This window comes from Streptomyces durbertensis (assembly GCF_014156695.1).
In the GTDB taxonomy this organism is placed as follows: Bacteria; Actinomycetota; Actinomycetes; order Streptomycetales; family Streptomycetaceae; genus Streptomyces; species Streptomyces durbertensis.
In genome coordinates this window covers 1-13,551 of record NZ_WMLF01000116.1, presented here as the reverse complement: position 1 = coordinate 13,551, position 13,551 = coordinate 1, and the positions used below count along the sequence as shown (strand labels likewise).

Here is a 13,551-nt window from a genome sequence, read left to right as displayed (position 1 = left end):
CCGCCGGCCCGGCGTCGAGCCGCCCGCCCAGCAGCTCCGCCCGCTCCCGCAGCCCGGTCAGCCCGTGACCGCCGGTGGGCAGAGCGGACCGGCGGTCGGCCGACGCCGGACAGGCGGGCGCGGAGTTCCGCACCTCCACCCGCAGTGCCGCCGCCGGTTCGCCGTGGTGCTCCACGGCCTCCAGACGCACCTCGACGGTCGACTCCGGCGCGTACTTGCGGACGTTGGTCAACGCCTCCTGCACCGTACGGTAGGCGGCCTGCTGCACCTCCCCGGGCCAGCAGCCCCGTCCCGCGCCACGGGAACCGCCGCCGTCCACCGGCACCAGGGCCTCCAGCCGGGCGTCCAGCCCGCTCGTCTCCACCAGCGCGGCCAGGTCCGCCAGCCCCGGCTCCTCCCGCGCCGACCGCAGCACACCCACCAGGTGCCGCAGTTCCTCAAGGGTGTCGACGCTCAGCCGGCGCACCGTGCCCGCGATCTCCCGGCTGCCCGGCTCGGCCGTGGTCACCTGCAGCGCCCCGGCCTGCACGCAGATCATGCTGACCTTGTGCGACACCACGTCGTGCATCTCCCTGGCCAGTCGCGCGCGCTCCTCCGCCACCGCGCGTTCCGCGAGCAGCTGCCGCTCGCGTTCCTGGGTGCGGGCGAGGTCGGCCAGCCGTTCGGACAGCTCGCCGCGCGTCCGCAGCAGCCGCCCCACCGCCGTCGGGCCGGCGCTCAGCATCGCCGCCGACAGCAGACCGAACAGCCCGTCCTCGTAGGAGAACGGTTCCTCGGAGGTCGGCAGCCACGGGCCGAGCCCGGCCGCGAACAGCAGCAGCGCGCCGAGGGCGACCATCTTCGGGTTCCGCACGTCCTTCGCCACCTGGTAGAGCGCCGCCATCGGAGCGATCAGCAGATACCCGGTGAACGCCACCGGCAGCGTCAGCAGCAGCACCGCGAACGGCCAGCGCCGCCGCAGCAGCAGCACCGCCACCGTCGCCGTGTGGGTGGCGATCTCCCACGGCGAGGCGAACGACAGGATCGTCAGCAGCTCCAGCGCCGAGGGGCCGACGACCAGCAGGTTCTCGGTGCGGGGGGAGAGGGTGAGCAGACGCCGCCCTGGGAAGCGTCCGGACCGTCCCTTCCGGCCGTCGGACAACCGGATCACAGGCATCTCCCTTGGCCAAAGCTCGGCAGCCCATTTAACCGGAACTCCACCGGCCGTTTCACGCACCGCTCACGGCACGCGCAACCGCACGCGCGCCCCCACGGCCCGCGTGCCCGTGGACGTGTGCCCGCGCGCCGGGCCGTGCGGCACAATCAACCGCATGACCTCACCGGAGCCCGTGTACGCCGACCGCTGCTACCGCTCGGGCGGCGCGCTCGCCGGCGGTGTCCTGCTGCTCGGCCTGGCCGCCTGGCTGGGCGGCGACGCGCTCCTGCGCGGAGAGGGCCGCACCCCGGCCGTCGCCGCCGCCGCGCTGCTCTGCGCGGTCCCGCTGATCGTCGCCTTCACCCTCCGGCCCGCCGTCTACGCCGGCGCCGAACGGCTGCGCGTGCGCAACCCGTTCCGCACGATCACCCTCCCCTGGGGGTCGATCGAACTGATCCGGGCCGCCTACTCCTGCGAGGTCGTCGCCGACGGCGTGAAGTACCAGCTCTGGTCGATCCCCGTCTCGCTGCGCGAGCGGAAGAAGGCCACCCGGCACAACCAGCGCCTGGAGTCCGGCCGCCCGCCGCGCGGTGTGCTCGGTTTCGGCAGCGTGGACGCCGACGCCGGCCCCCGCCAGGCGCCGTCCGACCAGACCGTCGAGGAACTGCGTGAACTCGCCGAGCGCCACGCGAAGAAGACCGGCACCCCCACCGTGCGCTGGGCCTACGAGATCATCGCCCCCGCGGCGGCCGGCGCCCTCCTTCTCGCGGCACTCCTCCTCACCGCCTGACCGGCGGCGGGCCGGGTGGGCCCGCCGCAGGTCACGGAGTCAGATGCCGGCCGCGGCGGAGAGGTCCGTCTTCAGGCGGGCCAGGACGTCGGCGGCGTGGGAGCGGGCGGCCGGGAGGGCCGTCGCGTCGGCGACCGGGACGACGACCTCCAGGTAGCACTTCAGTTTGGGCTCGGTGCCGCTGGGGCGGACGATGACCCGGGCGTCGGTCTCGCCGCGCAGCGCGTACCGGAGCCCGTCGGTCGGGGGCAGGGCGCCGCCGCCCTCGTTCAGGTCCTCGGCGGAGACGACCTTCAGACCGGCCAGCTCGGTCGGCGGCTCCTCGCGGAGGCGGCGCATCGCGGCGGCGATCAGGGAGAGGTCCCGCACCCGCACGGACAGCTGGTCGGTGGCGTGCAGGCCGTGCCGGACGGCCAGCTCGTCGAGCAGGTCGGTCAGCGAGCGGCCCTCGGCACGCTGCGCGGCGGCCAGTTCCGCGACGAGCAGCGCGGCGGTGACGCCGTCCTTGTCCCGTACGCCGTCCGGGTCGACGCAGTAGCCCAGGGCCTCCTCGTACCCGTAGCGCAGGCCGGGGGCGCGGGAGATCCACTTGAAGCCGGTCAGCGTCTCCGCGTGGTCGACGCCGGCGGCCGCCGCGATGCGGCCCAGCAGGCTGGAGGAGACGATCGACTCGGCGAACGTGCCCCGCGCGCCCTTGCGCACCAGGTGCTCGGCGAGCAGCGCGCCGACCTCGTCGCCGTGCAGCATCCGCCAGCCGTCGGCGGCGTCCGCGTCGGGGACGGCCACCGCGCAGCGGTCGGCGTCCGGGTCGTTGGCGATGATCAGGTCCACCGGGGCTTCCTCGGCGGCGGCGCGGGCCGTGGCGTACGCCAGGTCCATCGCGCCGGGCTCCTCCGGGTTGGGGAAGTCGACGGTGGGGAAGTCCGGGTCGGGCGCGTGCTGCTCGCGGACCGGCACCAGCGGCGGGAAGCCGGCCTGCTCGAAGGCGGCGGCCACGGTGTCACCGCCGACGCCGTGCAGTGAGGTGTGCACGACCCGCAGGTCGCGCGGCGAGGCCGGGTCCAGGACGGTGACCGCGCGGTCCAGGTAGGCGCGGACGACGTCCTCGTCCAGAACCTGCCAGCCGTCCTCCGCCAGCGGCACGTCCGCGAGCGCGCCGACGGCGTCGATCTCGGCCGCGATCAGCTCGTCCGCCGGCGGTACGATCTGCGCGCCGTCGCCGAGGTAGACCTTGTAGCCGTTGTCGCGGGGCGGGTTGTGGCTGGCGGTCACCGTCACGCCGGCGACCGCGCCGAGGTGGCGGATCGCGAAGGCCAGCACCGGTGTCGGCAGCGGCCGCGGCAGCAGCGCCGCGCGCAGCCCGGCGCCCGTCATGACGGCGGCGGTGTCCCGCGCGAAGTCGGCGCTCTTGTACCGGGCGTCGTAGCCGACCACGACCAGCCCGGGGGCGGAACCGGCCGCGTGCCCGCCGTGCTTGCGGAGGTAGCCGGCCAGGCCGGCGGCGGCCCGGATGACCACCGCGCGGTTCATCCGCATCGGGCCCGCGCCCAGCTCGCCGCGCAGTCCGGCGGTGCCGAAGCGCAGCGTGCCGGAGAAGCGGTCCGCCAGTTCCGTGAGGGCGGCGTCGCCGTCGGGGCCCTCCGCCTCCGCGCCCGCCAGCAGCGCGGACAGCTCCGCCCGCGTGTCCGGGTCCGGGTCCTCCGCCAGCCAGGCCCGGGCCTGCTCGACCACCTGGTCATGCACCGTCACGGTTGTCCGCCTCTCGCGCGTCGATGTGGGGCCGGCCGCGCCCACGGACGGCGGCGGCTCCCGTCAGCAGATGTGCCCGTCGCGCCCACCGGGCGCACGCCGGTTGCTCCGGACGTGGCCCGCGGGCGCGACGGGCGGTGATGCTCGTCAGATGCGGCCGAGCACCTGGGCCAGCAGGCTGCCCATCCGGGCCGCCGAGTCACGGCCGGCCTGGAGGACCTCCTCGTGGTTCAGCGGCTCGCCGGTCATGCCGGCCGCGAGGTTGGTCACCAGGGAGATGCCCAGCACCTCGGCGCCGGACTCACGGGCCGCGATGGCTTCCAGGACCGTCGACATGCCGACCAGGTCGCCGCCGAGCACCCGGGTCATGTGGATCTCCGCCGGCGTCTCGTAGTGCGGGCCGGGGAACTGGACGTACACGCCCTCTTCGAGCGTCGGGTCGATCTCCTGGCACAGCGCGCGCAGCCGCGGCGAGTACAGGTCGGTGAGGTCGACGAAGTTCGCGCCGACGATCGGCGACGCGGCGGTGAGGTTGAGGTGGTCGCTGATCAGCACGGGCTGACCGGGACGCATGCCCTCGCGCAGGCCGCCGCAGCCGTTGGTCAGGACGACCGTCTTGCAGCCGGCGGCGACCGCGGTACGCACGCCGTGGGCCACGGCGGCCACGCCGCGGCCCTCGTAGTAGTGCGTGCGGCCGAGGAAGACCAGCGCGCGCTTGTCGCCGATCCGGTAGGAGCGGATCTTCCCGGCGTGCCCGGCCACGGCGGGCGGCGGGAAGCCCGGCAGCTCGGTGACGGGGAACTCCTGCTCGGGCGCGCCGAGCGCCTCGGCGGCCGGCACCCAGCCGGAGCCCATGACAAGGGCGACGTCGTGGGTCTGTGCGCCGGTCAGCTCACGCAGCCGGGCGGCTGCGGCGTCGGCAGCCCGGTGGGGGTCGGTGGAGATATCGGAAGTCACTCGACGAGGGTAGCGCGAGATTGCCTACGCGCGTAGACCAGACGGGTGAGTACGGCGGAAACCACAATCCGGGAGGGCCGGAAGCTGTGGCTTCGACCATCCGCCGGCAGCCGGCGCCCGCCGGAAAACCGCAGCTCAGCCGCTGAATGGCAGCATCCGGCCAACCTCGTGACCCGGCTGCCGCCCGGCGGGCCGCCTCCAGCGGCACGCCCGCGGGTGTCGCCTCCGCGGGGTGCGTCCGGCCCCCGGTCACCCGCGACCGACCCGCACCGGCGGGTTGCCGTACCGTCCGGGGGCCGGGGGAGGATCGGGCATGATCTATCACGTGGTGGCACAGGACGACTGGCTCGCCGTGCCCGACCGCCCCTACGCGCCCTCCTCGCTCCGGGAGGAGGGGTTTGTGCACTGCTCACCCGACGAGCGGACCGCCCTCGCGATCGCTTCGACCCTCTTCCGCGACGCGGCAGGGCCCCTGCTCGCCCTCGTGATCGACGAGAGCGGGCTCGGCGCCCCGGTCCGGTGGGAGACGGGGGACGGCCGACCGCCCGCCGAAGCCGGCGGCAGACCGCTCTTCCCGCACGTCTACGGCGAGATCAACCGCGAAGCGGTGACGCGGGTGACCGAGGTCGAGCGGGACGCGGAAGGGCGTGCGACGCGGCTGATCCCCCGGTAGCGGCCCTGGACGTCATCCGGCGCTGTCCGGCGCCGTCCGACCTGGTCCGCGCCGGGAAGGGTGGCGGGATGAGCGCTCACCCCGCTCCTGGGCGAGGGCTCGCGCGCACGAGCGTGCGAGCCCGGTCCAGCGTGGAGGGGCGGGGGCCCCGGGCCCCGCGCCCGAGGATCCCCGTGGCCGGTCGACCGGGCAGGCAGGGTGGCGGAACCGTCCCGGCCTGAGAACGTCGGCGCCCCGCCGGCCGGGCGGCCGTCGGCTCAGCAGGGGCGCTTGCGGAGTTCCGTGACGTAGTCGTGGGGCGCGCCGGCGGACTCGGCGGCGTCGGCGATCTCACCCAGGTAGCGGGGCGACGGCAGCCCGCCCTCGTACCCGTTGAGCACGTACACCCACGCCGGCAGGTCGCCGTCCAGCGTGTGCACCTTGATCCGCATGCGCCGGTAGATGTCGAGGCCGACACCCTCCCAGCGGTCCATGGCGTCCTCGTCCATCGGCGCGATGTCGTACAGCGCGACGAAGACCTGTGACCTGGGCGCCTCGACGATCGTCGCGAGCGCGCCTTCCCAGCCCATGTGCTCGCCGCCGAACGTGAGCCGCCACCCGGAGACCCAGCCGGTGCCCCGCAGCGGGGAGTGCGGAGCCCGGCGTGTCATCAGCCGGGCGTCGAGGTTCCCGGCGTACGCGGCGTAGAGCGACATGGCTATGAGGGTACGGGAGGAGCGGGAGAGGCGGGTGGTGGCGCCGGGTGGCGCGGCCGCCGAAGGGCGGGGTCGGGCGGTGACCGCGACAGGTGTGCGAGACACTTGAGTACGTGACTCGGATCGTGATTATCGGTGGCGGACCCGGCGGATACGAGGCTGCGCTGGTCGCGGCGCAGCTCGGGGCGGAGGTGACGGTCGTCGACTGCGACGGTCTCGGCGGTGCGTCGGTGCTGACCGACTGCGTGCCGTCGAAGACGTTGATCGCGACCGCGGAGGTGATGACCACCTTCGATTCGTCCTACCAGGAGCTGGGCATCACCGTCGCGGAGGCGACGGCGGAGAGCGGCCTGGGCGTGGACCTCGGCAAGGTCAACCGGCGGGTGAAGCGGCTGGCGCTCGCCCAGTCGCACGACATCACCGCCTCCGTCACCCGGGCCGGCGCCCGCGTGATGCGCGGGCACGGGCGGCTGGAGCCGCACCAGGCCACGGACGGCTCCCGCACGGTTGTCGTGCGGGTCGCGGACGGCAGCGAGGAGACGCTGACCGCCGACGCCGTGCTGATCGCCACCGGCGGCCACCCCAGGGAGATCCCCGACGCCCAGCCGGACGGCGAGCGGATCTTCAACTGGACGCAGGTCTACGACATGACCGAGCTGCCCGAGGAACTGATCGTCGTCGGATCGGGTGTGACCGGCGCCGAGTTCGCCGGCGCCTACCAGGCGCTGGGCTCGCGCGTGACGCTGGTGTCCTCGCGCGACCGGGTGCTGCCGGGTGAGGACCCGGACGCCGCCGCCGTTCTGGAGGACGTCTTCCGGCGGCGCGGTATGAACGTCATGGCGCGGTCCCGGGCCGCCGCCGCCAAACGGGTCGGCGACCGGGTGGAGGTCACCCTCGCCGACGGCCGTGTCATCAGCGGCACGCACTGCCTGATGGCGGTCGGCGCGATCCCCAACACGGCCGGGATCGGCCTGGAGGAGGCCGGCGTCAGGCTCACCGACTCCGGGCACATCAAGACCGACCGGGTCTCCCGCACCAGCGCCCCCGGCGTGTACGCGGCGGGCGACTGCACCGGCGTCTTCGCGCTCGCCTCGGTCGCCGCGATGCAGGGACGTATCGCCATGTACCACTTCCTCGGCGAGACCGTCACCCCGCTCAACCTCAAGACCGTCTCGGCGAACATCTTCACCGACCCCGAGATCGCCACCGTCGGCTACACCCAGGCCGACATCGACGAGGGCCGGATCGAGGCGCGGGTGGTGAAGCTTCCGCTGCTGCGCAACCCTCGGGCCAAGATGCAGGGCGTGCGGGACGGCTTCGTGAAGCTGTTCTGCCGGCCGGGCACCGGCATCGTGGTCGGCGGAGTGGTCGTCTCGCCGCGCGCGAGTGAGCTGATCCATCCGATCTCGATCGCGGTGGACAACAACCTGACCGTCGAGCAGATCGCGAACACGTTCACCGTGTACCCCTCGCTGTCGGGTTCGATCGCCGAGGTGGCGCGGCAACTGCAGACGGCGAAGGGCGCGCAGGGCTGACGACGTCCGCCGCCGGCCGGGCGTCGACCCCGCTGACCGGCGGCTTCTCCACCGGGACCGCTTGCTCGGGCGGTCCCGGCCCACGTCAACGTCCGCAACCCGCGCCGGACTTATACCACGCACGCGAACCAGCTGTGAACAACTTCGGTAAACTCCGGCAATTCGCTGAAAGCAGACGGTCGTCCGCGTTACTGTCGGTTCCGTGTTCGCAGCAGAACGTCGTCAACTGATCCTCGAAATGGTGCGAGCGAACGGAGCGGTGTCGCTCCGGGAACTCGCCCGCGTCGTCCAGACCTCCGAAGTGACCGTACGGCGTGACGTCCGGGCGCTGGAGGCGGAAGGGCTGCTCGACCGCCGCCACGGCGGCGCCGTACTGCCGGGCGGCTTCACCAGGGAGTCCGGCTTCCCGCACAAGTCCCACCTCGCCACCGCCGAGAAGACCGCCATCGCGGACCTCGCCGCCGGACTCGTGGAGGAGGGCGAGGCGATCGTCGTCGGCGCCGGCACCACCACGCAGGAACTGGCCAGACGCCTGGCCCGGGTGCCTGGACTGACCGTCGTCACCAACTCCCTCCTCGTCGCCCAGGCGTTGGCGCACGCCAACCGGGTGGAGGTGGTGATGACCGGCGGCACACTGCGCGGCTCCAACTACGCGCTCGTCGGCTCCGGCGCCGAACAGTCCCTGCACGGCCTGCGGGTCTCCCGCGCCTTCCTCTCCGGCAGCGGACTGACCGCCGAACGCGGCCTGTCCACCTCGAACATGCTCTCCGCCAGCGTCGACCGGGCCCTCGTCCAGGCGGCGGCGGAAGTCGTCGTCCTCGCCGACCACACCAAGCTCGGCACCGACACCATGTTCCAGACCGTGCCCACCGACCTCGTCACCCACCTGGTGACGGACGAGCCCCCCAAGGGCGAGGACCGGGCGGCCGGCGAACTCCAGGCACTCGCCGACCAGGGCGTACGGATCGCCGTCGCCGGCACGCAGAGCGGCCGCGAGCAGGCCCTCCCCGAGCAGCGCCGCCCGCTCGGCGGCGGCTCGTCGCAGCTACGCGTCGCCGCCGGCGGCGGCGGGCAGATCGCCGACCTGGCTCCGCGCCGCCGCTAGCCGGCCGGCTGGCCGGCCCGACGCCGCGCCACCGGCCGGACGGCCGGTGGCGATGACCGGAGCAGGGCCGACGCCTGCCCGCGCCGGTGACCGGTCGGGGCGCGTCGACCTGCCACCGCCGCCGTCTGCTCGCCTCCGCGACGAGGCTATCCGCCTGGTGGGCGCCCGGCTCCCCCGTCCCGTCTGGCGCCCCTCCCGGCACTGGGGCAGGCCGGTCGGCGAGCCTCAGCCGCAGCCCGCCCCACGCTGAACGTGCGGCGGCGGTGTCCCCGTCGCTGCGGGGACTGACCCGGGGCCGCCGGTCGTGCGTCGCGGCCCGCCGGTAACCGGTCCGGGCGCGCGCCGGTCGGCCCCCGCCGCCGACGTCATCCGCTTGGTGGGCGCCCGGTTCGAGCTGTTCGGCGCCTGTGGCGGGCGCCGGGGCAGGGCGGTTGGCGAGCCGCCGCGGGAAGCGACAGCCGCAGCGGCTGCGCCGCCTGCGCTGGGCGTCCGACGACGGCGGCCCCGGCCGGCCGCCCGTCGTCGCGGGGGCCGACCGGGGCCGCCCGGTCGTGTCGTGTCGCGGGTGCGTCAGCGCGCCGCGCCGCGCGTCACGTCAGTCCTTGATCTCGCAGATCACCGTGCCGGAGGAGATCGACGCGCCGACCTCGGCGCCCAGCCCCTTGACCGTGCCGGCCCGGTGCGCGTTGAGCGGCTGCTCCATCTTCATCGCCTCGAGGACCACGATGAGTTCGCCCTCGGCGACCTCCTGGCCCTCCTCCACGGCGACCTTCACGATCGTGCCCTGCATCGGCGAGGCGAGCGCGTCACCGGACGCGGCGGACGCCGACTTCTTCGCCGCCTTGCGACGCGTCGGCTTCGCACCGCCGGCGACCGCCGCGCGGGCCAGCGGCATGCCGAGCGACGCGGGCAGCGAGACCTCCAGCCGCTTGCCGCCGACCTCGACGACCACCGTCTCGCGGGTCGCGTCGTCCTCGTCCTCGTCGGCGCCGGCGCCGGCGAACGGCTTGATCTCGTTCACGAACTCGGTCTCGATCCACCGGGTGTGAACCTGGAACGGCTCGCCCTCGCGACCGTTGACCTCCGGCGCGAACGCCGGGTCCTCGACCACCGTGCGGTGGAACGGGATCGCCGTCGCCATGCCCTCGACCCGGAACTCCGCCAGCGCGCGCCGGGCACGCTCCAGCGCCTGGCGCCGGGTGGCACCGGTGACGATCAGCTTGGCCAGCAGGGAGTCCCACGCCGGGCCGATGACACTGCCCGACTCGACGCCGGCGTCCAGCCGGACACCCGGGCCGGACGGCGCGTCGAACGTGGTGACGGTGCCGGGCGCGGGCAGGAAGTTGCGGCCCGGGTCCTCACCGTTGATGCGGAACTCGAAGGAGTGGCCGCGCAGCTGCGGGTCGTCGTACCCGAGCTCCTCGCCGTCGGCGATGCGGAACATCTCGCGGACCAGGTCGATGCCGGTGACCTCCTCGGTCACCGGGTGCTCGACCTGGAGGCGGGTGTTCACCTCGAGGAAGGAGATCGTGCCGTCCTGGCCGACCAGGAACTCACACGTACCGGCGCCGACGTAGCCGGCCTCCCGCAGGATCGCCTTCGACGCCCGGTACAGCTCGGCGTTCTGCTCCTCCGTCAGGAAGGGCGCCGGAGCCTCCTCCACCAGCTTCTGGTGGCGGCGCTGCAGAGAGCAGTCACGGGTGGAGACGACCACGACGTTGCCGTGCTTGTCCGCCAGGCACTGCGTCTCGACGTGACGCGGGCGGTCCAGGTAACGCTCGACGAAGCACTCGCCACGGCCGAAGGCGGCGACCGCCTCGCGCACCGCCGAGTCGTACAGCTCCGGCACCTCCTCCAGCGTGCGGGCGACCTTCAGGCCGCGCCCGCCACCGCCGAAGGCCGCCTTGATGGCGATCGGCAGACCGTGCTCCTCGGCGAACGCGACGACCTCGTCGGCCCCGCTCACCGGGTCCTTGGTGCCGGCGACCAGCGGCGCGCCGGCGCGCTGCGCGATGTGCCGGGCGGCGACCTTGTCACCGAGATCGCGGATCGCCTGCGGCGGCGGGCCGATCCAGATCAGCCCGGCGTCCATGACGGCCTGCGCGAACTCCGCGTTCTCGGAGAGGAAGCCGTATCCGGGGTGGATGGCGTCGGCGCCCGAGTCGGCGGCGGCCTTCAACACCTTGGGGATGTCCAGGTAACTGGTGGCCGGCGTGTCACCGCCCAGCGCGAAGGCCTCGTCGGCCGCCCTGACATGCAGGGCGTCCCGGTCCGGATCGGCGTAGACGGCCACGCTCTTGATGCCGGCATCCCGGCAAGCACGGGCTACCCGGACTGCGATCTCGCCCCGGTTGGCGATGAGCACCTTGCGCACGATGACTCCCTCCGTGAAACAAGCTGAGTTTAGGTACTGGCGACACTCCACGCGCAGTCACCCAAGGGGGTGAGCTTGCCCACACGCGCTGTAGCGGTGCTCGCGTCCGGTCCCCTTCTCCCCTGTCGTACCAAGGTACGCCGCCCGTGCGGGCGCGCGAGGGCGGAATCCGTGTGGCCAAGGTCTCTGCGCTCGGGAACTCCCGGAGCCGGGGGATGTTTGTAGGGATCCCACTAACCGGACGCCGATTCTTTGCGGCACTGTCGCCGCGGGCGCGGCGCCCCCGCCGCAAGCCCGCGCACCGAGCCCCCCGGGGCGACGCCTCGCCCCGGCTGCCGGCCGCCTTCGGGGACACCCGGCCCGTGCGCCTCGCCGTCCCTTCTCGTGGTCTGGAACCCGGCCCCCTCAGCCGGAGCCGGCGGCTCTCAGAGCGACCAGAGGGACGTGACGGGGATGCCGAGTTCGGTGAGGAGGCGGCGGAACAGGGGGAGGGAGAGGCCGATGACGTTGCCGTGGTCGCCCTCGATGCGCTCGACGAACGGCGCCGAGCGGCCGTCGAGGGTGAACGCGCCGGCGACGTGCAGCGGTTCGCCGGAGGCGACGTACGCGGCGATCTCCGCGTCCGTCGGCTCGCCGAAGTGCACCGTCGTGGCCGCCGTGCCGAAGGCCTCGCCGCCGGTCGCCGTGTCGATCACGCAGTGACCGGTCAGCAGGACGCCGGAGCGGCCGCGCATCGACTTCCAGCGGTTCATCGCGTCCTCGGGGTCGGCCGGCTTGCCCAGCGGGCGGCCGTCGAGTTCGAGTACCGAGTCGCAGCCCACCACCAGCGCGTCGGCGGCCTCCGGCCGCTCCGCGACGGCGGCGGCCTTCGCGCGTGCCAACACCAGCGCCAGCTCGGTCGGCGTCGGCGCGCTCAGTGCGTCCTCGTCGACGCCGCTGACGATCACCTCGGGGGCCATCCCGGCCTGCCGCAGCAGGCCGAGCCGCGCGGGCGACGCGGAGGCGAGGACAAGACGACGTGCGGGAGTGGCAGATGCGGCACCGGTCATGCCGCCCATCGTAGGACGCCGCGCGAGGCGTCGGAGCGCCCGTCCGTAACCGTGGGCGACGGCCGCCTGCCCCCGGCGCGCGACCGGGCCGAGGGCGCGGAGGTACCAGGCCGCGGGCCGACTGAAGGCGTGCACGGTCAGCGTCACCGATCCGCCGGCCAGGTACTCGACGACAAACGCCTCCTCGCCGCACTCCGGGTGCCCGGGCAGCGTCCCGTACGCAAAGCCGGTCCGTGTCCGTTCGCGGACCGTCCAGACCACTTCGCACGGCGCCCGCAGAGGGCCGAGCCGGAGGTCCACCCGGACGCCGGGAGCCGCCGCGGGCGCGGTGGGGCTCACCCCGAGCCCCACCGCGCGGTGCATCCGCCAGCCCATCAGCGCTTCGCCGGCACGTGTGAAGACCTCGGGACCGCTTCCCAGGCGGACACGCACCCGGAGGGCGCGGTAGCCCGGCGGAGGCGGCGGGCCGCCGGCCTTTGTCATGCCGGGTGTCGAGTAGCTGAGGCGGCTCACACGTCGTCCGGTTCGGTACGGGCGGGCCTGGCCGACACCCTGACCGGGCGTCGGTCCGGCGCCGCGGGGTGGCTCAGGTGTTGCCGAGTTCGCCTGTCTTCACGCCGGTGGTGAAGGAGGCGAAGGCGGCGGTGGGGAAGGTGAGGACGGGGCCGTCCGGCCGCTTGGAGTCGCGGACCGGGACGACGCCGCGCGAGTGGACGAGGTTGGCGGCGACCTCCAGGCAGGCGCCGCCGTTGCTGCTGTAGGAGGACGTGAACCAGCGGGGAGATTCGGGTCTCATCGGCCGCCCCTTTCGACGCTGTTCGTTCGCGGGCACGACCGCGGTGGGGGCGCAGCACGGTGACCCGCAGCCGATCGTAGGCCCGCGAGCGGCCCGGCGGGAGCCGTAGGTCCAACCGGCGGCGGAGAAGTTACGCAGCGCCGCACATGCCGCAACGGCACGGGGCGGAGTCGCGCCCCGCGGGGCTCAGCGGCGGGAGCTGAGGGCCATGAGGAGGACAAAGACGACCACGGTGGCGATCACCCAGCCGACGCGGCGGAGGCGGTTCTGGGCGGCGCGCAGCAGCTCGGAGGGTTTGTGCGGTGGGGGGTCTGACCAGAGCATGCGGCCAGCCTGCCGCGTCGCGGCGGCCGGCGCCTGAGTACGCGTACTCAGATCGGGACGGGTACCGTGCGGGGCGCCGTGTGCGGGGCGCCGGAAGGGGCGCCCCGCACGCGCGTCGCGGAACGGTCAGCTGGGCCAGTAGCTGGTGCGCCAGGCGCGGGGGCCGGGATGCGGGACGCGGCGGGGGACAAGCCGCGCGGGGTCGTACCACTCGGTGGGGGCGGGCGCGCCGGGCTCGGCGGTCGCCGCCGCGGCGGCCCGCGCCTGGACCACCGCCAGTGCGGCGGCCAGCTCCTCCGGTGTCGGGTTGCCCCGTACCACCTTGATCATCGTCAGCCTCCTGAGGGCGGGAGCGGGACGGAGTGGGTG

Annotated in this window: 13 protein-coding genes and 1 pseudogene; 4 read left to right on the top strand and 10 right to left on the bottom strand. The window is 74.1% G+C overall.

The window, feature by feature from the left end; translation table 11 throughout:
- Positions 1-1,150: sensor histidine kinase (locus GL263_RS10570; RefSeq protein ID WP_182855359.1), on the bottom strand; the 1,150-nt coding region annotated here is incomplete at its 3' end.
- 160 nt (positions 1,151-1,310) lie between these two features.
- Here GL263_RS10570 and GL263_RS10565 point away from each other — a divergent pair.
- Complete coding sequence (locus GL263_RS10565; RefSeq protein WP_182855358.1) at positions 1,311-1,925, top strand: PH domain-containing protein; 615 nt, start codon at positions 1,311-1,313, stop codon at positions 1,923-1,925.
- A gap of 39 nt (positions 1,926-1,964) precedes the next feature.
- Here the strand turns inward: GL263_RS10565 and GL263_RS10560 are convergent, their stop codons facing one another.
- Positions 1,965-3,668, bottom strand: a complete 1,704-nt coding sequence (locus GL263_RS10560; protein ID WP_182855360.1) for a phospho-sugar mutase — start codon at positions 3,666-3,668, stop codon at positions 1,965-1,967.
- 153 nt (positions 3,669-3,821) lie between these two features.
- Positions 3,822-4,631: a purine-nucleoside phosphorylase gene (locus tag GL263_RS10555; RefSeq protein ID WP_182855357.1), complete on the bottom strand. Its 810-nt coding sequence runs from the start codon at positions 4,629-4,631 to the stop codon at positions 3,822-3,824.
- A 313-nt stretch (positions 4,632-4,944) separates the two neighbouring features.
- On the opposite strand from GL263_RS10555, the gene GL263_RS10550 reads away from it, so the two are divergent.
- Entirely contained in the window at positions 4,945-5,304 is a 360-nt protein-coding gene (locus GL263_RS10550) for a DUF952 domain-containing protein (protein ID WP_182855356.1), read from the top strand.
- A 257-nt stretch (positions 5,305-5,561) separates the two neighbouring features.
- Here the strand turns inward: GL263_RS10550 and GL263_RS10545 are convergent, their stop codons facing one another.
- Positions 5,562-5,999 carry a gamma-glutamylcyclotransferase family protein gene (locus tag GL263_RS10545; protein WP_182855355.1) on the bottom strand — a complete coding sequence of 146 codons (438 nt, stop codon included), beginning with the start codon at positions 5,997-5,999 and terminating at the stop codon, positions 5,562-5,564.
- Between the two features lie 113 nt (positions 6,000-6,112).
- Here GL263_RS10545 and GL263_RS10540 point away from each other — a divergent pair, with 113 nt between their 5' ends.
- Complete coding sequence (locus GL263_RS10540; RefSeq protein ID WP_182855354.1) at positions 6,113-7,534, top strand: NAD(P)H-quinone dehydrogenase; 1,422 nt, start codon at positions 6,113-6,115, stop codon at positions 7,532-7,534.
- 238 nt (positions 7,535-7,772) lie between these two features.
- Positions 7,773-8,639: a DeoR/GlpR family DNA-binding transcription regulator gene (locus GL263_RS10535; protein ID WP_438947944.1), complete on the top strand. Its 867-nt coding sequence runs from the start codon at positions 7,773-7,775 to the stop codon at positions 8,637-8,639.
- A gap of 595 nt (positions 8,640-9,234) precedes the next feature.
- Here GL263_RS10535 and GL263_RS10530 read toward each other — a convergent pair.
- The 6 genes and pseudogenes from GL263_RS10530 to GL263_RS10510 all read right to left on the bottom strand — a co-directional run bounded on the left by GL263_RS10530 (position 9,235) and on the right by GL263_RS10510 (position 13,512).
- On the bottom strand, positions 9,235-11,013 hold the full coding sequence (locus tag GL263_RS10530) for an acetyl/propionyl/methylcrotonyl-CoA carboxylase subunit alpha (RefSeq protein WP_182855352.1): 1,779 nt from the start codon (positions 11,011-11,013) through the stop codon (positions 9,235-9,237).
- Positions 11,014-11,438: 425 nt separating this feature from the next.
- The gene (locus tag GL263_RS28355) at positions 11,439-12,062 is read right to left on the bottom strand and encodes a Maf family protein (protein WP_228456376.1); all 624 of its coding nucleotides are present in this window, start codon (positions 12,060-12,062) and stop codon (positions 11,439-11,441) included.
- 48 nt (positions 12,063-12,110) lie between these two features.
- Positions 12,111-12,575: pseudogene (locus GL263_RS28350) on the bottom strand (DUF1990 domain-containing protein); the annotation flags it as partial.
- 73 nt (positions 12,576-12,648) lie between these two features.
- Positions 12,649-12,858, bottom strand: a complete 210-nt coding sequence (locus GL263_RS10520) for a DUF397 domain-containing protein (RefSeq protein WP_182855350.1) — start codon at positions 12,856-12,858, stop codon at positions 12,649-12,651.
- A 186-nt stretch (positions 12,859-13,044) separates the two neighbouring features.
- Entirely contained in the window at positions 13,045-13,182 is a 138-nt protein-coding gene (mmpB, locus tag GL263_RS10515) for a morphogenic membrane protein MmpB (RefSeq protein ID WP_182855349.1), read from the bottom strand.
- 126 nt (positions 13,183-13,308) lie between these two features.
- Positions 13,309-13,512 carry an acyl-CoA carboxylase subunit epsilon gene (locus tag GL263_RS10510; RefSeq protein ID WP_181354027.1) on the bottom strand — a complete coding sequence of 68 codons (204 nt, stop codon included), beginning with the start codon at positions 13,510-13,512 and terminating at the stop codon, positions 13,309-13,311.
- Positions 13,513-13,551: the final 39 nt, after the last annotated feature.